At 62.1% G+C, this 19,638-nt stretch carries 19 protein-coding genes; 12 read left to right on the top strand and 7 right to left on the bottom strand.

Features of this window, described 5'->3' with window-relative positions; translation table 11 throughout:
• Positions 1-18 precede the first annotated feature (18 nt).
• Genes EGM97_RS24975 through EGM97_RS24965 form a run of 3 tightly spaced genes read right to left on the bottom strand, consistent with a single transcriptional unit; the run spans position 19 to position 1,698 of the window.
• Positions 19-609, bottom strand: coding sequence for an LON peptidase substrate-binding domain-containing protein (locus EGM97_RS24975; protein WP_053151797.1), 591 nt, complete (start codon positions 607-609; stop codon positions 19-21).
• Positions 610-619: 10 nt separating this feature from the next.
• Positions 620-1,336 (bottom strand): LrgB family protein, encoded by a 717-nt coding sequence (locus EGM97_RS24970; protein ID WP_232777931.1) that lies wholly within the window; start codon positions 1,334-1,336, stop codon positions 620-622.
• Entirely contained in the window at positions 1,333-1,698 is a 366-nt protein-coding gene (locus EGM97_RS24965) for a CidA/LrgA family protein (protein ID WP_053151801.1), read from the bottom strand. The genes EGM97_RS24970 and EGM97_RS24965 overlap by 4 nt, the downstream gene beginning before the upstream one ends.
• Positions 1,699-1,886: 188 nt before the next feature.
• Between EGM97_RS24965 and EGM97_RS24960 the strand changes: the two genes are divergently transcribed.
• The 3 genes from EGM97_RS24960 to EGM97_RS24950 all read left to right on the top strand — a co-directional run bounded on the left by EGM97_RS24960 (position 1,887) and on the right by EGM97_RS24950 (position 4,832).
• Positions 1,887-2,342 (top strand): MaoC family dehydratase, encoded by a 456-nt coding sequence (locus EGM97_RS24960; protein ID WP_053125683.1) that lies wholly within the window; start codon positions 1,887-1,889, stop codon positions 2,340-2,342.
• Positions 2,343-2,444: 102 nt separating this feature from the next.
• Entirely contained in the window at positions 2,445-4,163 is a 1,719-nt protein-coding gene (locus tag EGM97_RS24955) for a C13 family peptidase (RefSeq protein ID WP_238962598.1), read from the top strand.
• A 27-nt stretch (positions 4,164-4,190) separates the two neighbouring features.
• Positions 4,191-4,832 carry an oxidoreductase gene (locus EGM97_RS24950; protein ID WP_238962599.1) on the top strand — a complete coding sequence of 214 codons (642 nt, stop codon included), beginning with the start codon at positions 4,191-4,193 and terminating at the stop codon, positions 4,830-4,832.
• 147 nt (positions 4,833-4,979) lie between these two features.
• Here the strand turns inward: EGM97_RS24950 and EGM97_RS24945 are convergent, their stop codons facing one another.
• The 4 genes from EGM97_RS24945 to EGM97_RS24930 form a co-directional block, all read right to left on the bottom strand.
• On the bottom strand, positions 4,980-5,264 hold the full coding sequence (locus EGM97_RS24945; RefSeq protein ID WP_238962600.1) for a YceK/YidQ family lipoprotein: 285 nt from the start codon (positions 5,262-5,264) through the stop codon (positions 4,980-4,982).
• Entirely contained in the window at positions 5,257-5,889 is a 633-nt protein-coding gene (gene ubiX, locus EGM97_RS24940) for a flavin prenyltransferase UbiX (protein WP_217860410.1), read from the bottom strand. Before ubiX ends, EGM97_RS24945 begins: the two co-directional genes overlap by 8 nt.
• The gene (gene mpl, locus EGM97_RS24935; RefSeq protein WP_238962601.1) at positions 5,886-7,235 is read right to left on the bottom strand and encodes a UDP-N-acetylmuramate:L-alanyl-gamma-D-glutamyl-meso-diaminopimelate ligase; all 1,350 of its coding nucleotides are present in this window, start codon (positions 7,233-7,235) and stop codon (positions 5,886-5,888) included. The genes ubiX and mpl overlap by 4 nt, the downstream gene beginning before the upstream one ends.
• Before the next feature lie 227 nt (positions 7,236-7,462).
• The gene (locus EGM97_RS24930) at positions 7,463-9,370 is read right to left on the bottom strand and encodes a sigma-54-dependent Fis family transcriptional regulator (protein WP_238964993.1); all 1,908 of its coding nucleotides are present in this window, start codon (positions 9,368-9,370) and stop codon (positions 7,463-7,465) included.
• A gap of 329 nt (positions 9,371-9,699) precedes the next feature.
• Between EGM97_RS24930 and exaC the strand changes: the two genes are divergently transcribed.
• From exaC to EGM97_RS24885, 9 genes are all read left to right on the top strand, one after another.
• Positions 9,700-11,220, top strand: a complete 1,521-nt coding sequence (gene exaC / locus EGM97_RS24925) for an acetaldehyde dehydrogenase ExaC (RefSeq protein ID WP_053151814.1) — start codon at positions 9,700-9,702, stop codon at positions 11,218-11,220.
• 243 nt (positions 11,221-11,463) lie between these two features.
• Positions 11,464-12,834: an ethanolamine permease gene (eat, locus tag EGM97_RS24920; protein ID WP_238964992.1), complete on the top strand. Its 1,371-nt coding sequence runs from the start codon at positions 11,464-11,466 to the stop codon at positions 12,832-12,834.
• A gap of 207 nt (positions 12,835-13,041) precedes the next feature.
• Entirely contained in the window at positions 13,042-14,436 is a 1,395-nt protein-coding gene (locus tag EGM97_RS24915; RefSeq protein ID WP_238964991.1) for an ethanolamine ammonia-lyase subunit EutB, read from the top strand.
• Positions 14,437-14,447: 11 nt separating this feature from the next.
• Positions 14,448-15,272 (top strand): ethanolamine ammonia-lyase subunit EutC, encoded by an 825-nt coding sequence (gene eutC, locus EGM97_RS24910; protein WP_238964990.1) that lies wholly within the window; start codon positions 14,448-14,450, stop codon positions 15,270-15,272.
• 107 nt (positions 15,273-15,379) lie between these two features.
• The gene (locus tag EGM97_RS24905) at positions 15,380-15,841 is read left to right on the top strand and encodes a GNAT family N-acetyltransferase (RefSeq protein ID WP_238964989.1); all 462 of its coding nucleotides are present in this window, start codon (positions 15,380-15,382) and stop codon (positions 15,839-15,841) included.
• 353 nt (positions 15,842-16,194) lie between these two features.
• The gene (locus EGM97_RS24900) at positions 16,195-16,842 is read left to right on the top strand and encodes a DedA family protein (protein ID WP_025569614.1); all 648 of its coding nucleotides are present in this window, start codon (positions 16,195-16,197) and stop codon (positions 16,840-16,842) included.
• A gap of 6 nt (positions 16,843-16,848) precedes the next feature.
• Positions 16,849-17,661 (top strand): M90 family metallopeptidase, encoded by an 813-nt coding sequence (locus EGM97_RS24895; protein ID WP_238964988.1) that lies wholly within the window; start codon positions 16,849-16,851, stop codon positions 17,659-17,661.
• A 111-nt stretch (positions 17,662-17,772) separates the two neighbouring features.
• Entirely contained in the window at positions 17,773-18,300 is a 528-nt protein-coding gene (ppa, locus tag EGM97_RS24890; RefSeq protein ID WP_072395734.1) for an inorganic diphosphatase, read from the top strand.
• Between the two features lie 206 nt (positions 18,301-18,506).
• The gene (locus EGM97_RS24885) at positions 18,507-19,238 is read left to right on the top strand and encodes a LexA family transcriptional regulator (RefSeq protein WP_238964987.1); all 732 of its coding nucleotides are present in this window, start codon (positions 18,507-18,509) and stop codon (positions 19,236-19,238) included.
• Positions 19,239-19,638 lie beyond the last annotated feature (400 nt).

The raw sequence follows: 19,638 nt of genomic DNA, 5'->3' as shown, positions 1-19,638 counted from the left end.
GTCCAATGAATGCGTGTTTCAGGCGAACAACTCACCCTGCAACTCATCGAGCAGCGCCTGGATCGCATCCAGCCGCTGCTGTGGGTCATCCAGTTGCAACAGGTCGATCTTGTCCAGTTCGTTGAACGGCAGCAGATACGCCAGTTGATTGGCCAGCGATTGCTGGCCCGTCGCTTCGGTGCCCATGTTCAGGGCCTCGACCATCGGATGCTCGGCCAGGGCCTTGAGCAGTGCCACCAGGTCGGCGTCTTCGTCCTGCAGCGGTTGTTCCGGTTCATCTTCCAGCCACTCCACCTCAGCGACCGTCAACTGGTCCGGCTGGACGTGGCTGCTGTGCACGATAAAACGCCGTCCGCCTTGCACACGTATGCCCAGCAGGCCGTTGTCCTGCTGGGAGAAATCGGTGATCAGTGCCTCGCAGCCAACCCTCGCATAACCCTCGGGCGCGATGCCGACTTCCTCGCCATTGAGGATGCACACCACACCAAAGCCCTCTCCTTGCTTCATGCAACGCCCGATCATGTCGAGGTAACGCGCCTCGAAAATCTGCAGATCGAGGATGCAACCGGGGAACAGTACGGTGTTCAACGGAAACAGCGGCAACGTCATAACCAATTCCTTAGACCGTCATCGATACGACCAGCGGCAGCAACACCGCCGTGGCCACGCCCATCAGGCTCATCGCCAGCGCCGCGAAGGCGCCGGACTCCTCGCTTTCCTGCAACGCCACCGAAGTGCCCACCGCATGGGCCGTCAGGCCCAATGCCATACCGCGAGCTTCGGGGCTGCGTACTCCCAGTCGATTCAAGATGCCAGGCCCCAGGATGGCCCCAAGCACCCCGGTGATCAGCACAAACACCGCCGCCATGGCCGCCACGCCACCGATCTGCTCGGCCACCAGCATGGCAATCGGTGACGTCACCGACTTGGGCGCCATGGTCATCAGAATCATGTGGTCGGCGCCAAACGCCCAGCCCAGCAGCACCGCGGAGCCGGTGGCGAACACCCCGCCTATCACCAGCGTAGTAAAAATCGGCCAGAACAATTGTCGGATACGTCGCAGGTTCAAATACAACGGCACCGCCAGGGCGACCGTGGCCGGGCCTAGCAGAATGCTGAGGATCTCGGTGCTCTTGCGGTATTCGGCGTAGGTGATGCCGCAACCGACCAGCACACCGATCAACAGCAGCATGGACATCAGCACCGGCTGCAGGAATATCCAGCGGGTCCTTTCGAAAGCCGCCAGCACCAATTGATAGGCACCCAGGGTAATGCCGATGCCGAACAGCGGATGGTGGATCACCGAGGCCCAGGCGCCCTGCCAGTCGAGCATCATTGCGTTTCCTCCGGCGCAGGGGCGTGGCGCCTGGCCAGGCGCTGCATCAATATCCCCGTCAGGGCCACGGACAGAATCAGTGACAGCGTCAGTGCACCGACGATGGCCCAGAAGTCGGCGGCTATGGCCCGGGCATAGACCATCACCCCCACCGCGGGTGGCACCAGCAGCAAGGGCAGGTAACGCAGCAGGCTGCTGGCGGCCAGGCTCAACGGCTCGCTGACTTCGCCACGCATGACCAGATAAACCAGCAACAGCAGCAGGCCAATGATCGGCCCCGGCAGTATCGGCAAGAACAAATGATTGATGGCGGTGCCCAGCAATTGGAACAGCACCAGCCAGGTCAGGCCCCGTAGCAACATCCGCTCTCCCCCCAACACTCACTCAAATGAAAGCGCCCGCATTATAAGCACGCCCGCGCTATGACCCGGCATTCGTAAAAAGCATGGTCGATGACCTGCCCGGTCCGCCATGTTGATCTACAGTGGTTCTCCGGGGGCCGAGGCCGCCGTTTCAAAAAAGATAAACCGATGAACCAAGGAGAGTCTCAATGCCCTATGTGCCTGTTGCAGCGCTCAAAGATTATGTCGGCAAGGAACTCGGACGTTCCGAATGGCTCACCATCGACCAGGATCGCATCAACCTGTTCGCGGAAGCCACTGGCGACTTTCAGTTCATCCACGTCGATCCGGTCAAGGCCGCGCAGACCCCATTCGGCAGCACCATCGCCCACGGGTTCCTGTCGTTGTCGCTGATGCCCAAGCTGATGGAAGACATCCTGATCCTGCCCGAGGGCGTGAAGATGGTGGTCAACTATGGGCTGGACAGCGTGCGTTTCATCCAACCGGTGAAAGTCGATTCCAAGGTCCGCCTCAAGGTCGACCTGGTGGACGCCACCGAGAAAAAACCCGGCCAATGGCTGCTCAAGGCCACCGCCACGCTGGAAATCGAAGGCTCGGAAAAACCGGCCTACATCGCCGAGCCTCTGTCGCTCTGCTTCGTGTAACCCTGGGCGGAAGCGAAACCGCCCAGGCAGTTTCGCACCGCTTCTCTATATCCAGAAGGCTCGGCTGCGGCATACTCGTGGCCTGATTACCTGGATCCCGTTATGCGCTTACTCGTTCCTCTGACCCTGACTCTGTTGCTGACCGCCTGTGGCGACAGCGAATCGTTGCTGCCAGCCGATGCGCGCCTGCCTGACGGCGGACGCTATCGCGGCGACTTGGTGAACGGCTTGTTGCAAGGCCAGGGACGCGTCGACTACCCCAACGGCAGTTGGTACGCCGGGCAGTTCGACAAAGGCCAGTGGCATGGCACCGGGGAATGGCATGGCAGCAATGGCGAGGTCTATCGCGGCCAGTTCCAGCAAGGCCTGTTCCATGGTCAGGGCAGCCTGACCACGCCGAGCAGCAGCTACACCGGCGGCTTCAAGCAGGGCCGGCGCGACGGCGAAGGCACCCTCAAGGAAAACGGCGTGACCTACCGCGGCGAGTTCAAGGCCGACCGCTACGCAGGCCTCGGGCGCCTGGAACTTGCCGACGGCAGCCAGTACCAGGGCCCGTTCGTCAACGGCAAGCCCAACGGTGAGGGCCAGCGCTTCGACGCCGCCGGTAACCAGTTCACCGGGCATTTCGTCGACGGTCAGCTCCAGGGCAAAGGCACCTTCAACAGCGCCGAAGGCGATGTCTATATCGGCGGTTTCAAGAACAACCAGCTCGACGGGCGCGGACGCTACGAAAATGCCGACGGCGATGTCTGGATCGGCCTGTTCAAGGAAGGCGCACTCACAGGCAAAGGCGAGCTGATCGGTGCCGATGGCAGCCATTACCTCGGTCAATTCAAAGAGTGGCGCTTTACCGGCCAAGGCCGCCTGAACCTGCCTGACGGCAGTTTTTATATCGGCCAGTTTGAAAACGACGCTTATCACGGACGCGGCACCCTGGTGCTGACCGACGGCACTGTGCAGGACGGCACCTGGGCCAACGGCCAACGGGTACGCGACGCAAACGGCCGGTTGTTGCCGGATGTGCTTGAACTCGGCCTGCTGGCCCAGGGCCGTCTGCTGGACGGCGCCCTGGCCGAGATCCCGGCCTCGACACCCGCGGTCGAGCTGTACAGCCTGACCTTGGGCGGCGATGGCAAGCAGAGCGTGTTCCTGCGCGAATCGGACTATGTCTCCAACATGCTCGCCAGCCGTTTCGGCGCATTCGGCCAGATTCGCCTGGTCAACCACCGCGATCACCTGGGCGACCGCCCCATGGCCACCCGCGAAAGCCTGCGCCGCGCCGTCAACGCCCTGGCCGAGCGCAGTGGTCCCGAAGACCTGGTCTTCATCTACCTGACCAGCCACGGCACTAGTGAACATGAGCTCGTCCTCGACCAGCCGCGCATGGAACTGGCCGACCTGCCCGCCGATGAGTTGGCTGCAGCCCTGGCGCCACTGAAGAACCGCGACAAGATCGTGGTGATCTCGGCCTGCTATTCCGGCGGCTTCATCCCGGCACTCAAGGATGACCGCACACTGGTCATGACCGCTTCGCGGGCGGACCGAGTGTCCTTCGGTTGCTCCGAAGAGGCCAACTTCACCTACTTCGGCGATGCCCTGTTCGCCCAGGCCCTGAACCAGACCGACGACCTGGAACAAGCCTTCAAACTGGCCAAGGCCACCGTCGCCGAACGAGAGCAGGCGGATAATTTCGAAGCCTCCGAACCGCAGATCTGGGCGCCACGGACGGTCCTTTCCCACTGGCAACTGTTGCGCAAACAGCAAGCACGAAAAGCATTGCAAAGCGCTGGACTGAACGACGAGGGCAAAAAGAGCAACTAAGCTGAATCGTATCAAGGGGGAAACACTATGTACTTGACGCCTCAGCATGTTTTGCTCGCCGGAGCGACCGGGTTGACCGGGGAACACCTGTTGGACCGGCTGCTCAACGAACCGACCATCACCCGCGTGCTGGCACCTTCGCGCCGGCCATTGGCCGAGCATCCACATCTGGAAAATCCGGTTGGGGAGCCGGCCCAGGTCCTGCCGCAACTGAGCGGCCAAGTCGACATCGCCTTTTGCTGCCTGGGTACGACCATCAAGAAAGCCGGTTCAGAACAGGCCTTTCGCGCGGTGGACCTGGACCTGGTGGTGGCGTTTGCCAAGCGCGCCCGGGAACTGGGGGCGCGACACCTGATCGTCATCAGCGCCCTGGGAGCGGATGCGAAATCATCGATCTTCTACAACCGGGTCAAAGGTGAGATGGAAGCGGCACTCAAGGCCCAGGGCTGGCCGCAACTGACCATCTGCCGCCCATCCCTGCTGCTGGGCGAACGGGTCGAACCGCGCCTGGCCGAGCAACTGGCCGGGCCCTTGTCAAAGCTGATTCCGGGCAAATACCACGGCATCGAAGCCTGCCAACTGGCCCGCGCCATGTGGCGCCTGGCGCTGGAGGAGCAGGACGGGGTGCGGGTGGTGGAGTCGGATGAGTTGCGTAGGTTGGGTAAATAGTAAGTTGGGTAAATAGAAGTCGCCTGTTCGGACGTCTTCGCGAGCAAGCCCGCTCCCACAGTGGATCGAATTCCTTCAAGGCGAATGCGGTCACCTGTGGGAGCGGGCTTGCTCGCGAAGGGCGCACCGCTGTCCCGAAACCAGGCGCTACATCCCGCCAGTCGCCTGAAACCCCACCCCCATCGCCGTAAACAACGACAACGGCAACAACAAGGTGTCGAGCAACGCACTGCCCGGCAGATCGACACCGGGATAGCTCGGTGCCTCGGCACCAAAGCGGTCCTTGGCGCAGCAGCCGCCGTTGAGGGCGTAGAGGTCCAGGCGCGTCCCGGCGTACACCACCGGCGCGCCGGGCTTGGCGGCGTCGAGGGTGCGGGCGGTGGCGCAGCCGGTCAGTTGCAGCGCCAGCAGTACCAGCAGCAACTTATTCATCGCTGCTCAAATGATGCTCACCCCAGCGCGGCAGCATGTCCTGGGGGATGTTCAGCAGGTTGAGAATCCGCGCCACCACGAAATCGATCAGGTCATCAATGGTCTGTGGCTGATGATAGAAACCCGGCGAGGCCGGCAGGATGGTCACGCCCATATTCGACAACTTGAGCATGTGCTCCAGATGAATGCTCGAATACGGCGCCTCCCGAGGCACCAGAATCAACTGCCGACGCTCCTTGAGCGTCACGTCCGCCGCCCGTTCGATCAGGTTGTTGCAAGCGCCGGTGGCAATCGCCGACAGCGTCCCGGTGGAACACGGCACCACCACCATCGCCGCCGGCGCGCCAGAGCCCGAGGCCACTGGCGACATCCAGTCCTCCTTGCCATATACCCGGATCTGCCCCGCCGCCGCACCGGTGTACTCGGTGAGGAACGCCTGCATCATCTGGGTCTTGGGTGGCAGGGTGACGTCGGTTTCCGTCGCCATCACCAATTGCGCCGCCTTGGAAATCAGAAAATGCACCTCGCGGTCTTCCCGCACCAGGCAATCGAGCAGGCGCAAGCCGTACTGGGCGCCCGACGCACCGGTCATCGCCAGGGTGATGCGTTCCGGACCGTTGCTCATCTCAGCGCCTCGGCCAGCTTGCCGTGCAGGCCGCCGAAGCCGCCGTTGCTCATGATCACCACATGGGTGCCGGGCTGGGCCTGGCTTTTCACGCGCTCGATGATGCCTTCCAGCGAATCGCTGACAATCGACGGCACCGTGCACAGTGCGGCGGTGGCGCCCAGGTCCCACCCCAGGTTGGCCGGCGAATACCAGATCACCTGATCGGCATCCACCACGCTTTCCGGCAGGCCATCACGGTGAGCACCGAGCTTCATGGAGTTGGAGCGCGGCTCGATGATCGCGATCAGCGGCGCATCGCCGATGCGCTTGCGCAAGCCATCGAGGGTGGTGGCGATGGCGGTCGGGTGGTGGGCGAAGTCGTCGTAAATGGTGATGCCGCGCACTTCGGCGACTTTCTCCATGCGGCGCTTGACGCTTTTGAACGCGCTCAGCGCGGCGATGCCCATGGACGGCACCACGCCGACATGACGAGCCGCGGCCAATGTGGCCAGGGCGTTGGCGACGTTGTGCTGGCCGGTCAGTTCCCACTCGACCACGCCTTGGGACACGCCCTCGAACATCACTTCGAACTGCGAACCGTCGTCGCTGAGCAACTTCACCTGCCACTGCCCGCCCGCGCCAGTGGTCTGCACCGGAGTCCAGCAGCCCATCTCGATCACCCGCTGCAAGGCCGGCTCGGTGGTCGGGTGAATCACCAGGCCTTCGCTCGGGATCGTACGGACGAGATGGTGGAATTGCCGTTCGATGGCCGGCAGATCGGGGAAGATGTCGGCGTGATCGTATTCAAGATTATTCAAAATCGCGGTGCGCGGGCGGTAATGGACGAATTTCGAGCGCTTGTCGAAGAACGCGCTGTCGTACTCATCGGCCTCGATCACAAAAAACGGCGTGCCTCCCAGGCGCGCCGACACCGAGAAGTTCTGCGGCACGCCGCCGATCAAGAAGCCCGGGCTCATGCCGGCGTGCTCCAGGACCCAGGCCAACATACTGCTGGTGGTGGTCTTGCCGTGCGTACCGGCCACGGCCAGGACCCATCGGCCCTGCAACACGTGATCGGCCAGCCACTGTGGCCCGGACACATACGGCAGGCCCTTGTTCAGCACATACTCCACCGCCGGGTTGCCGCGGGACATGGCATTGCCGATGACCACCAGGTCCGGCGCCGGATCCAGCTGCGCCGGGTCATAGCCCTGGGTCAGCTCGATGCCCTGGGCTTCCAGCTGCGTGCTCATCGGCGGGTAGACGTTGGCGTCGGAACCGGTCACATGATGGCCCAGCTCCTTGGCCAGGACCGCCATCGAACCCATGAAAGTGCCGCAAATACCGAGAATATGGATGTGCATAGTCGACCTCGTAAAACATGGCCGCAGGTTAGCGTAGGGAGGGGGAAATCGCACCTTGTGTTTGGTGTTGACTAATGTTCACAGGCCGATGAACACCACCAAACCCTGTGGGAGCGGGCTTGCTCGCGAATGCGGTGGGACATTCAACAGATGCATCGGCTGACCCACCGCTTTCGCGAGCAAGCCCGCTCCCACAGGGGGATTTTCAGTGGCTGTGGGATCGGTGCTCAACGAGCAATCGCATGCTTGCGCAGCTTCCTGTACAGCGTGTTACGGCTGATACCCAACTGCTCCGCCGTGTTGGTCATATGCCAGCGCGTCTGCTCCAGCGCATTGAGTAGCGCCAGCCGCTCGGCATTTTCCAACGGATGCTCAGGCGGCGGGGTGTCCTGCACCTGTGGCCGCGCCTGCCGGATCATTGCCGGCAAATCCTCCACCTTGATCCGCCCGTCTTCACACAACGCGGCCACGGTGCGCAGCACATTGCGCAGTTGCCGGACGTTGCCCGGCCAGTCGAAGGCCAGCAGTGCCTGGCGCGCCGGTTCGTCAAGAGTCACGCTTTCGCCGCCGCTCTCTTCGGCCAGCAGAAAGTCCAGCAACTGGGAACGGTCACTACGCTCGCGCAACGCCGGCAGGGCGATTTCCAGGCCGTTGAGCCGGTAATACAAATCTTCGCGGAAGCTGCCGTCCTGCACTCGTTCGAGTAGCTGGCGGTGGGTGGCGCTGATGATGCGCACGTTGACCGCCTCGGGCTCGCCGCCGATGGGCACCACCTGCCGGTCTTCCAGCACCCGCAGCAAACGGGTCTGCAAGGCCAGCGGCATGTCGCCAATCTCATCGAGGAACAGCGTGCCGCCATCGGCCTGTTGCAGCTTGCCGCGCATGCCCTCCTTGCGAGCACCGGTGAAGCTGCCACCGCGATAGCCGAACAGCTCGCTCTCGATCAGGCTTTCCGGAATCGCCGCGCAATTCAGTGCGACGAAATGCTTGCCGGCGCGCTGGCTGGCGTGGTGCACGGCCTTGGCGAACGCTTCCTTGCCGGAGCCGGTTTCGCCGTGGATCAACAACGGGACATCGCGCTCGAACACCCGCAGCGCCTTGCGAAAATGTTCCTGCAACGCCGCATCCCCCAGGCAGATGCCCGGCAGTCGTGCCGGTTCACTGACCTTGAGCGCCGGCATGAGCGGGATCGGAACGCTGCGCGGCTGCCCGCGCACCAGGGCGAACAGGTTGCGACCGTCCCGGGTGCGCAACGGCCAACTGGCGCTGGCCTGGGCACTGGCGCGGCCCAGCAGATCGTCCAGCGAGCAGTCAAAAAAAGCTTCCACCGGCTGGCCCAGCAAGCCTCCGCGCCGATGTCCCAGCAGGTTTAGGGCACTCTGGTTGACCGCACAAATCCGCCCTTCGCCGTCGAATGCCAGCAGCCCTTCGCTGAACAAGCCCACGGACTCGGCCTGCAAGTGAAAGCGCAGCAGCCATTGATTGTCGAAACAGCGCAGGAAATAGCAGCTCTCGATCATCTTCGCCGAGAGATTGACCAAAGCCATGGTATGGAACTGGCTCTGGCGCGACACGTCGGGCCGGGCCGAGGACACGTCGAGCACCGCCAGCAGTTCGCCATGGGGATCGAACACCGGGCTCGCCGAGCAGGTCAGGCCGGTGTGGCGTCCGCGAAAGTGTTCTTCCTGGTGGATGGTCAGGGCCTGGCGCTCTACCAGGCAGGTGCCGATGCCGTTGGTGCCTTCGCAGGCTTCGCTCCAGTCGGCGCCGAGCCAAAGGCCGGCCCGTTCGAAAATCTTGCGTTCGCTGGGGGCGGTGACGCAGTTGAGAATCACGCCTCGGGCGTCGGTGAGCAACACCGCGTGGCCGGCGCCGGACAATTGTTGATGCAGGCTGGTCATTTCCGTGCCGGCGATGTGCAGCACCTGTTGCAGGCGTTCGCGGCTTTCCAGCACCCGACCATGTTCCAATACCGTCGGCGCGAGGTTCTGCGCCGGGTCCAGGTGATAGTCCTCCAGGCAACGCAGCCAGGAACGGGCTATCGATGGATCGCTGCCAGGGCCCTGCAGATGCGCCTTGCCCTGGGTGACCGTCAAGACCTGCTGGGCGTGGCGGCTCAAATGGTTGCTGTGCATTTTTTATTATTCTCCCGCTGGAGCACCGGGTCGGGGCTACACCCCCGGCCTGCGTCTGACACTTAACCTGTGGCCCAGCATCCTCCAGCCCAACCCGCAATGCAATGCTGGCGCGACCCGCCAGTCACCCGCTGTATCAGCAATGGCACAAAGTGTCACACCCCCTGTATCGCTATCGTCACGGGGTGGCGCCCGTCCGTCCGATGAATTCCCCTCAAACCCTTGATTTCCGGGCCCTGCAAGGCAATGGCCCAACCTTTGCTCTAGGCTTGTACCAGCGCTTGATTGCGCAGCTCCCTAATAAGCACAAAAGCCAAGGAGAACTCACCATGCGTTACGCTCACCCCGGTACTGAAGGCGCTATCGTTTCGTTCAAGAGCAAATACGGTAACTACATCGGCGGCGAGTTCGTCGCGCCTGTCAAAGGTCAGTACTTCACCAATACGTCCCCGGTCAATGGCCAGCCCATTGCCGAATTCCCGCGCTCCACGGCCGAAGACATCGAAAAAGCTCTGGACGCCGCCCACGCTGCCGCTGATGCCTGGGGCGCCACCTCGGCCCAGGCCCGTTCGCTGATCCTGCTGAAAATCGCCGACCGCATCGAACAGAATCTGGAAACCCTGGCGATCACCGAATCCTGGGACAACGGCAAGGCCGTGCGCGAAACCCTCAACGCCGACATCCCTCTGGCTGCCGACCACTTCCGCTACTTCGCCGGCTGCCTGCGGGCCCAGGAAGGTGCGGCGGCCGAGATCGACGGCAACACCGTGGCCTATCACATCCACGAGCCACTGGGCGTGGTCGGGCAGATCATCCCGTGGAACTTCCCACTGCTGATGGCCGCCTGGAAACTCGCCCCGGCCCTGGCCGCCGGTAACTGCGTGGTGCTCAAGCCTGCCGAGCAAACCCCGCTGGGCATCAGCGTGCTGATGGAGTTGATCGGCGACCTGCTGCCACCCGGCGTGCTCAACGTGGTGCAAGGTTTCGGTAAAGAAGCCGGCGAAGCCCTCGCCACCAGCAAGCGCATCGCCAAGATCGCCTTCACCGGCTCGACGCCGGTGGGCTCGCACATCATGAAATGCGCGGCCGAGAACATCATCCCGTCCACCGTGGAACTGGGCGGCAAATCGCCGAACATCTTCTTCGAAGACATCATGCAGGCCGAGCCAAGCTTCATCGAAAAAGCCGCCGAAGGCTTGGTGCTGGCGTTCTTCAACCAGGGCGAAGTCTGCACCTGCCCATCTCGTGCCCTGGTTCAGGAGTCGATCTACGACGAATTCATGCAAGTGGTCATGAAGAAGATCGAGCAGATCAAACGCGGCGACCCGCTGGACACTGACACCATGGTCGGCGCCCAGGCGTCCGAGCAGCAATTTGACAAGATCCTTTCGTACCTGGAAATCGCCAAGGGCGAAGGCGCGCAGCTGCTGACCGGCGGCGCGGTGGAAAAACTCGAAGGCAACCTGGCCAGCGGTTACTACATCCAGCCGACCCTGCTCAAGGGCACCAACAAAATGCGCGTGTTCCAGGAAGAAATCTTCGGCCCGGTGGTGAGCATCACCACCTTCAAGGATGAAGCCGAAGCCCTGGCGATCGCCAACGACACCGAGTTCGGCCTCGGCGCCGGCCTCTGGACCCGCGACATCAACCGCGCCTACCGCATGGGCCGGGCGATCAAGGCCGGTCGTGTGTGGACCAACTGCTACCACCTGTACCCGGCCCATGCCGCGTTCGGTGGCTACAAGAAGTCCGGCGTCGGTCGCGAAACCCACAAGATGATGCTCGATCATTATCAGCAGACCAAGAACCTGCTGGTGAGCTACGACATTAATCCGTTGGGGTTCTTCTAAGCCCCCTCTGGAGTGACGCAGGTAGGTCCTGCGTCGCTTCTTAAATAGTCTTCGCGAGCAAGCCCGCTCCCACAGGGGATTTGCGTCGGCTCACAGGCCCCTGTGGGAGCGGGCTTGCTCGCGAAGGCGTCCTCACAAACACCACAAAACCAATGCCCCACAGCCCTGGCATAACCCTTGCGTGCCCGCTCCACACCCCAACCACCGAAAGTCCACCAAAGATCAAAAACCAAGAGAGGACTTATGACAACTACCAACCAACTCAAACCCACACTCGGCACCCTGCATTTATGGGGCATCGCCGTCGGCCTGGTGATTTCCGGCGAGTATTTCGGCTGGAGTTACGGCTGGGGCACGGCAGGGACGCTGGGCTTTCTCATCACCGCGCTCATGGTGGCGCTGATGTACACCTGTTTCATTTTCAGCTTCACCGAGCTGACCACCGCGATTCCCCACGCTGGCGGGCCGTTCGCCTATAGCCGACGGGCCTTTGGCGAGAAAGGCGGGTTGATCGCCGGGATCGCCACCTTGATCGAGTTCGTCTTTGCGCCCCCCGCCATCGCCATGGCCATCGGCGCCTACCTCAACGTGCAGTTCCCGAACCTGGACCCGAAAGTGGCGGCGGTAGGCGCCTACATCGTGTTCATGACCTTGAACATCCTCGGTGTCAGCATCGCCGCAGCGTTCGAGCTGGTGGTCACCGTGCTGGCGGTCGCCGAACTGCTGGTGTTCATGGGCGTGGTCGCGCCGGGCTTCAGCTTCAGCAACTTCGTGTTGAACGGCTGGTCTGGTGCAAATGAGTTCAGCCTCGCCTCAATTCCGGGCATTTTCGCGGCGATTCCCTTCGCGATCTGGTTCTTCCTCGCCATCGAAGGCGCAGCCATGGCCGCCGAAGAAGCCAAGGACCCGAAACGCACCATCCCCCGCGCCTATGTCAGCGGGATCCTGACCCTGGTGTTCCTGGCCATCGGCGTGATGATCATGGCCGGCGGCGTCGGCGACTGGCGGCAACTGTCGAACATCAACGACCCGCTGCCCCAGGCCATGAAAGCAGTGGTCGGCAACGATTCGACCTGGATGCACATGCTGGTGTGGATCGGCCTGTTCGGCCTGGTGGCGAGTTTCCACGGGATCATCCTCGGCTACTCTCGGCAGTTCTTCGCCCTGGCCCGGGCCGGTTACCTGCCACGGGGCCTGGCGAAACTGTCGCGCTTCCAGACCCCGCACCGGGCGATCCTGGCCGGCGGCGTGATCGGCATCGCGGCGATCTACAGCGACGGCCTGGTCAACCTGCAGGGCATGAGCCTGACGGCAGCGATGATCACCATGTCGGTGTTCGGCGCCATCGTGATGTACATCATCAGCATGCTCAGCCTGTTCCGCCTGCGTAAGGTCGAACCGAACCTGGAACGCACCTTCCGCGCCCCGGGCTACCCCATCGTGCCGGGCATCGCGCTGTTCCTGGCGGTGGTGTGCCTGATCGCCATGGCCTGGTTCAACATGTTGATCGGGCTGGTGTTCCTGGCGTTCATGATCGTTGGCTACCTGTACTTCCAACTGACCGCCAAACAACGCTCCAGCGCCCCGGCGGACGCTATGCTTACGGGGGTTTGAAGTACGAGGGCGCCGGGCCTAAACCCGGTGCCAGCCATACGCCGGACTCTTTGTGGGAGCGGGCTTGCTCGCGAATGCGGTGTGTCATTCAACAGATGCATCGACTGACACACTGCATTCGCGAGCAAGCCCGCTCCCACAGGGTTCAGTACCAGGTTTTCAGTGTTGTATCTGAATTCATTATAAGAACCAGGAGGACACCGCCCCATGGCCGCATTCGTCCATTCCGTCGGCGCCCAGACCTATCGCTTCGACTGCCTCAAAGACCTGATGGCCAAGGCCAGCCCGGCCCGCTCCGGGGATTTCCTGGCCGGTGTCGCCGCCCTCAACGACGGCGAACGCGTGGCCGCGCAAATGGCGCTGGCCGACCTGCCCCTCAGCCATTTCCTGCAAGAAATGCTGATTCCTTACGAGGCCGACGAAGTCACCCGGCTGATCGTCGACACTCACGATAAACAAGCCTTCGCCACCGTCAGCCACCTCACCGTCGGCGGCTTTCGCGACTGGCTGCTCAGCGACGCCGCCGACGAACAGAGCCTGCGCGCCCTCGCACCGGGCCTGACGCCGGAAATGGTCGCCGCCGTATCGAAGATCATGCGCGTGCAGGACCTGGTGCTGGTGGCGCAAAAGATCCGCGTGGTCACCCAATTTCGCGGCACCCTCGGCCTGCGCGGGCGGCTGTCCACCCGCCTGCAACCCAACCACCCCACCGACGAACCGGCCGGGATCGCCGCGAGCATCCTCGACGGCCTGCTCTACGGCAACGGCGACGCCATGATCGGCATCAACCCGGCCACCGACAGCACGGCCTCGATCTGCGCCATGCTGGAAATGCTCGACGCCATCATCCAGCGCTACGACATCCCGACCCAAGGCTGCGTGCTGACCCACGTCACCACCTCCATCGAAGCAGCCAACCGTGGTGTGCCTCTGGACCTGGTGTTCCAGTCCATCGCCGGCACCGAAGCGGCCAACGCCAGTTTCGGCATCAACCTGAACATCCTGAAAGAAGGCTACGACGCCGGGCTGAGCTTGAATCGCGGCACATTAGGCAACAACCTGATGTATTTCGAGACCGGCCAGGGCAGTGCGCTGTCGGCCAACGCCCACCACGGCGTCGATCAACAGACCTGCGAAACCCGGGCCTACGCCGTGGCGCGACATTTCAACCCGTTCCTGGTGAACACGGTTGTAGGATTCATCGGCCCGGAATACCTCTACAACGGCAAACAGATCATCCGCGCCGGCCTCGAAGACCACTTCTGCGGCAAGCTCCTGGGCGTGCCGATGGGCTGCGACATCTGCTACACCAACCACGCCGAAGCCGACCAGGACGACATGGACACCCTGCTGACCCTCCTGGGCGTGGCCGGGATCAACTTCATCATGGGCATCCCCGGCTCCGACGACATCATGCTCAACTACCAGACCACCTCGTTCCACGACGCGCTCTATGCGCGCCAGACCCTGGGCCTGAAACCGGCACCCGAGTTCGAGCAGTGGCTGGCGAACATGGGCATCTTCACCCAGGCCGATGGCCGGGTACGGTTCGGCGACAACCTGCCGCCGGCGTTTCGTCATGCCTTGGCGCATCTCGGATGAGTGATATACGGATGGATAAACAACCTGTCGACTCGCAAAACCCCTGGCTGGAACTGCGCCGCCTGACCCCGGCGCGCATCGCCCTGGGCCGCACCGGAACCAGCCTGCCAACGCAGGCGCAACTGGACTTCCAATACGCCCACGCCCAGGCCCGCGATGCCGTGCACCTGGCGTTCGATCACCAGGGCCTTCGTGCGCAACTGAGCGAACGGGGCCGCGAAAGCCTGCTGCTCCACAGTGCCGCCAGCGACCGCCACAGCTACCTGCAACGCCCGGACCTGGGCCGGCGGCTGGACGAGGCTTCGGTAAAGGTGCTGGACGATTACGCAGCGGCCCACCCCGGCGGCCTGGACTTGGCGATTGTGGTGGCCGACGGCCTGTCGGCACTGGCGGTGCATCGCCACACCCTGCCGTTCCTGGCGCGCCTGGAAGAACAGATCGTCGCTGACAGCTGGTCGGTTTCCCCGGTGATCCTGGTGGAACAGGGTCGGGTCGCGGTAGCCGATGAAGTGGCGCAGCGGCTCGGCGCAAAAATGTCGGTGATCCTGATCGGCGAACGCCCCGGCCTCAGCTCGCCCGACAGCCTGGGCCTGTACTTTACCTACAACCCCAAGGTCGGCCTGACCGACGCCTACCGCAACTGCATCTCCAATGTCCGGCTCGAAGGCCTGAGCTACGGCATGGCAGCCCATCGCTTGGTCTACCTGATGCGCGAGGCCTGTCGCCGGCAGCTTTCGGGGGTCAATCTGAAGGACGAAGCTCAGGTTCACACTCTAGAGTCGGAAAGTGGAGCCGATATGAAAAGTAATTTCCTACTGATGCCGCCCCAAGGCTGATCCGTATGTCCGATTGCGTTTTTGATCCGCTTTCAGGCAGCATCAAAAGCACGGCAGAGCGCCGTTGTTGTCAGACTCTGTGTCGAACTTTGTAAACGAGACCTGCCATGCGGATTATTCAAGCGACCCTGGAACACCTGGACCTGCTGACCCCATTGTTCGTCAAATACCGGGAATTCTATGGCTCCCTGCCCTACCCGGATTCGTCCCGAGCCTTCCTGGAAAAGCGCCTGCGCCGCAAAGAGTCGGTGATCTACCTGGCCCTGCCCGATGACGACGACAACAAACTGCTGGGCTTCTGCCAGCTCTACCCGAGTTTCTCGTCGCTGTCGCTCAAGCGCGTGTGGATCCTCAACGACATCTACGTCGCCGAAGACGCCCGCCGCCAATTGGTGGCCGACCACCTGATACGCACCGCAAAGAAAATGGCCAAGGAAACCAACGCCGTCCGTATGCGCGTCTCCACCAGCAGCGACAACGAAGTGGCGCAGAAAACCTACGAGTCGATCGGCTTCAGGGAAGACACCGAGTTCAAGAACTACACGCTGCCGATCAGCGAAGAGCTCTGAGAACAACACAGCCCCCTTGTGGCGAGGGGATTCATCCCCGCTGGGCCGCGCAGCGGCCCCAAAGTCTGAATGTGAGGTGTATCAGGCTGACCGAGTTGGGTGGGTTGGGGCCGCTTCGCGGCCCAGCGGGGATAAATCCCCTCGCCACAGAAATTCTCCACTCCCAGAAAACTCTCCATACTCCGTGTCCTGCATTCGGAAATCCCCCGCTACAAACTCAACACGCCCATCACATTCCACCCCGTATAATCCCCCTCTTCCCGGCTTGTAAGAAAAAGCTACAAACCCCGTAGCCCAACTCCAGAGCCCGACCTACCCGCCTGCCGAGTCGGGCCACCACCAAGGTGCATTACATGGATTTCAACCCTCTCGACCTCATCCTGCATCTCGACGTGTACCTCGACATGCTGGTGACCAACTACGGAACCTGGGTCTACGCCATCCTGTTCCTGGTGATCTTCTGTGAAACCGGCCTGGTGGTGACGCCCTTCCTGCCCGGCGACTCGCTGCTGTTCATCGCCGGCGCCGTCGCTGCCGGGGGCGCCATGGACCCGCTCCTGCTGGCCGGCCTGCTGATGCTCGCGGCGATCCTCGGCGACAGCACCAACTACCTCATCGGCCGCACCGCCGGCGAAAAACTGTTCAGCAACCCGAACTCGAAAATCTTCCGTCGCGACTACCTGCAACAAACCCACGATTTCTACGACAAACACGGCGGCAAGACCGTGACCCTGGCGCGCTTCCTGCCGATCATCCGCACCTTCGCCCCCTTCGTCGCCGGCGTCGGGAAGATGAACTACTTGCGGTTCTTCGGCTTCAGCGTCCTCGGCACCGTCCTCTGGGTCGGCGGCCTGGTCACCCTCGGCTATTTCTTCGGCAACGTGCCCTTTATCAAGCAGAACCTGTCGCTGCTGGTGGTGGGCATCATCCTGGTGTCGCTGCTGCCGATGATCATCAGCCTGGTGCGCAGCAAAATGAGCCAGCGCGCCTCGAAGGCCTGATCGCCCATGTGGTCCCTGAGCAATTGGCGCCGCCAACGTACCCTCGCCAAACACCCCGTTGCCGAAGAGACCTGGCAACGGGTGCGCCAGCAGTTGAGCTTCCTCGACGGCATAAGCGCCGCCGAAGACCAGTGGCTGCGCGAAGCCTGCGTGCTGTTCCTCCACGATAAGCACCTGACCGCCCTGCCCGGCGTCGAACTGCACCAGGAACAACGCCTGCTGCTCGCCGCCCAGGCTCAATTGCCACTGATGCACCTCGGCGAACTGAACTGGTACCAGGGCTTCCACGAAATCGTCCTCTACCCCGACGACTTTCTCAGTCCCCAGCGCTACCGCGACGCCAGCGGCATCGAACACGAATGGGACGGCGAACACAGTGGCGAAGCCTGGCCCCAAGGGCCGATCATCCTGGCCTGGGACGGCGTGCTGGCCAGCGGTGGCTGGGACGGCTACAACCTGGTGATCCACGAACTGGCGCACAAACTCGATATGCTCAACGGCGACGCCAACGGCCTGCCGCCGCTGCACGCCGACATGCGCGTCAAGGACTGGGCCGACGCCATGCAACAAGCCTACGACGACCTCAACCGCCAACTCGACCACGACCCGGACGCCAAGACCGCCATCGACCCCTACGCCGCGGAAAACCCCGCCGAGTTCTTCGCCGTCACCAGCGAATACTTCTTCAGCGCCCCGGACCTGCTGCACCAGGCCTATCCGAAGGTCTACTCGCAGCTTCAGGCGTTCTATCGTCAGGATCCGTTGGCCCGGCTGCGGCAACTTCAAGCCGAAGATCCGGTCTATCAGGCGTCATACTAAGGTCTCTACGACCCTGGTAACGTGGCATCAGCGGCCGAATATGCCTATAATCGCCGCCACTTTTTGGTCAATCCGACCAGCCTTTTGGTCAACTAACGGGGGCACCGCCCAATGAGCTACAGCAAGATTCCGGCTGGCAAAGACCTGCCGAACGACATCTACGTTGCGATCGAAATCCCGGCCAACCACGCCCCGATCAAATACGAAATCGACAAGGACAGCGATTGCCTGTTCGTTGACCGTTTCATGGCCACCCCCATGTTCTACCCGGCCAACTACGGTTACATCCCCAACACCCTGGCCGACGACGGTGACCCCCTCGACGTGCTGGTCGTGACCCCTTACCCGGTTGCCCCAGGCTCGGTCATCCGCGCTCGCCCGGTCGGCATCCTGAACATGACCGACGACGGCGGCGGCGATGCCAAAGTCATCGCAGTGCCACACGACAAACTGTCGCAACTGTATGTGGATGTGAAGGAATACACCGACCTGCCAAAACTGCTGATCCAGCAGATCGAACACTTCTTCGAGAACTACAAGGATCTCGAAAAAGGCAAGTGGGTGAAAATCGAAGGCTGGGCCGGTGCAGACGCCGCCCGCGAAGCGATCACCAAGTCGGTTGCCGCCTACAAAGGCTGAACCTGAACTTGCAGAAGAACCCCGGTTTCCACCGGGGTTTTTTATGCTTGGGCACTTAATTAATACTTAGATGTATTAATAGTGCAACCCAGCGTTTATCAGCGTTTAGCTCGCTTAATTCCATTCCCGCAAACGGAAAGATCATCTTATAAATTTGAACGACATGTTTATTGCCGAAAACAAAGTCGCCTCTAAACTTTCCGTTTATGAAAATGACCTCCAGTGGCGACCGCTTCAGAGCCCTTCTTAAAGAAGCCAACATCCGCTCCGCCGACTTCGCGAAGTTATACGGCGTGAAGTCGCAGCACGTGAACAACTGGTTCAACCGTGGCATCCCGCCCGGCCGCATCCACGGCATCGCCGGCCTGCTGACCGTCAGCCCCCAGTGGCTGGCCCACGGCGAAGGCCCGCAAACCCCGCTGGGCCTCGGCCCCGGCACCACCTACGACGCCGCCGAAGTCCAGGGCGTCTACACCGTGCCGGAAACCACGGACATCGAACTGCCCTACTACAAGGAAGCCCCCATCGCCCCCGGCGAAACCAGGACACACGTCATCGAAATCCCCGACCAAGCCATCCGCCTGCCCCGCAGCCACCTCGACTCCCTGGAAATAAACCCCGGCGACGCCATCTGCACCACCATGGTCGGCGACAGCATGGCCGACCGCATCGAAGACGGCTCGACCCTGGCCATCGACCGCGGCCTGACCCAAATCATCGACGGCCAGATCTACGCCCTCGAACACGACGGCATGCTGCGCATCAAATACCTGCACCGCATCCCCGGCAACCGCCTGCGCCTACGCAGCCACAACCACACCGCCTACCCCGACGAAGTCTTCAGCGTCGAACAGATCGAAGCGCAGAACCTCCGCGTCATCGGCTGGGTCTTCTGGTGGTCCACCCTGACCAAACAACGCCCGCCGGTATTCGACTAACCACCCCAATGTGGCGGGGGAGCTTTTGTGGCGAGGGGATTCATCCCCGCTGGGCTGCAAAGCAGCCCCCACCCTTCCCCCACTACCCCATAACCCAATGATTAGCCACAACTTCCACTGGGATTTTCCCCAAAACCCACGTATCCTCCGCCCCACATTTGCGAGCCCACGCCTCGCACCGACAAGGCAGACCACTCTCTGACCAAGTCCCCACAGCCGGCCGCAAGAGCCGGGTGTACGTTTTGAAGGCTGGTGAGGTTTGTCAAAAACGAACTGAATCAGTCAACGAAAAGCCGGCCATAAGCCGGCTTTTTAATGTCTGAGCTTTATCCATCCCCCATCTAAAATCCCGCCTGATGACCAAACAACGTCGCTCGTAAGTATCCCCGCGCTCGACAGC

It is taken from the genome of Pseudomonas sp. AF32 (assembly GCF_022342325.2).
Lineage (GTDB): Bacteria > Pseudomonadota > Gammaproteobacteria > Pseudomonadales > Pseudomonadaceae > Aquipseudomonas > Aquipseudomonas uvaldensis.
The sequence above is the reverse complement of the archived record's forward strand: the minus strand, read 5'-3'. Positions and strand labels throughout refer to the sequence as shown.

Excerpts from the sequence above, each read along its gene's own strand:
- EGM97_RS24975 (WP_053151797.1), bottom strand. The coding sequence starts at position 609 with ATGACGTTGCCGCTGTTTCCGTTGAACACCGTACTGTTCCCCGGTTGC.
- EGM97_RS24970 (WP_232777931.1), bottom strand. The coding sequence starts at position 1,336 with ATGATGCTCGACTGGCAGGGCGCCTGGGCCTCGGTGATCCACCATCCG.
- EGM97_RS24965 (WP_053151801.1), bottom strand. The coding sequence starts at position 1,698 with ATGTTGCTACGGGGCCTGACCTGGCTGGTGCTGTTCCAATTGCTGGGC.
- EGM97_RS24960 (WP_053125683.1), top strand. The coding sequence starts at position 1,887 with ATGCCCTATGTGCCTGTTGCAGCGCTCAAAGATTATGTCGGCAAGGAA.
- EGM97_RS24955 (WP_238962598.1), top strand. The coding sequence starts at position 2,445 with ATGCGCTTACTCGTTCCTCTGACCCTGACTCTGTTGCTGACCGCCTGT.
- EGM97_RS24950 (WP_238962599.1), top strand. The coding sequence starts at position 4,191 with ATGTACTTGACGCCTCAGCATGTTTTGCTCGCCGGAGCGACCGGGTTG.
- EGM97_RS24945 (WP_238962600.1), bottom strand. The coding sequence starts at position 5,264 with ATGAATAAGTTGCTGCTGGTACTGCTGGCGCTGCAACTGACCGGCTGC.
- ubiX (WP_217860410.1), bottom strand. The coding sequence starts at position 5,889 with ATGAGCAACGGTCCGGAACGCATCACCCTGGCGATGACCGGTGCGTCG.
- mpl (WP_238962601.1), bottom strand. The coding sequence starts at position 7,235 with ATGCACATCCATATTCTCGGTATTTGCGGCACTTTCATGGGTTCGATG.
- EGM97_RS24930 (WP_238964993.1), bottom strand. The coding sequence starts at position 9,370 with ATGCACAGCAACCATTTGAGCCGCCACGCCCAGCAGGTCTTGACGGTC.
- exaC (WP_053151814.1), top strand. The coding sequence starts at position 9,700 with ATGCGTTACGCTCACCCCGGTACTGAAGGCGCTATCGTTTCGTTCAAG.
- eat (WP_238964992.1), top strand. The coding sequence starts at position 11,464 with ATGACAACTACCAACCAACTCAAACCCACACTCGGCACCCTGCATTTA.
- EGM97_RS24915 (WP_238964991.1), top strand. The coding sequence starts at position 13,042 with ATGGCCGCATTCGTCCATTCCGTCGGCGCCCAGACCTATCGCTTCGAC.
- eutC (WP_238964990.1), top strand. The coding sequence starts at position 14,448 with ATGGATAAACAACCTGTCGACTCGCAAAACCCCTGGCTGGAACTGCGC.
- EGM97_RS24905 (WP_238964989.1), top strand. The coding sequence starts at position 15,380 with ATGCGGATTATTCAAGCGACCCTGGAACACCTGGACCTGCTGACCCCA.
- EGM97_RS24900 (WP_025569614.1), top strand. The coding sequence starts at position 16,195 with ATGGATTTCAACCCTCTCGACCTCATCCTGCATCTCGACGTGTACCTC.
- EGM97_RS24895 (WP_238964988.1), top strand. The coding sequence starts at position 16,849 with ATGTGGTCCCTGAGCAATTGGCGCCGCCAACGTACCCTCGCCAAACAC.
- ppa (WP_072395734.1), top strand. The coding sequence starts at position 17,773 with ATGAGCTACAGCAAGATTCCGGCTGGCAAAGACCTGCCGAACGACATC.
- EGM97_RS24885 (WP_238964987.1), top strand. The coding sequence starts at position 18,507 with ATGAAAATGACCTCCAGTGGCGACCGCTTCAGAGCCCTTCTTAAAGAA.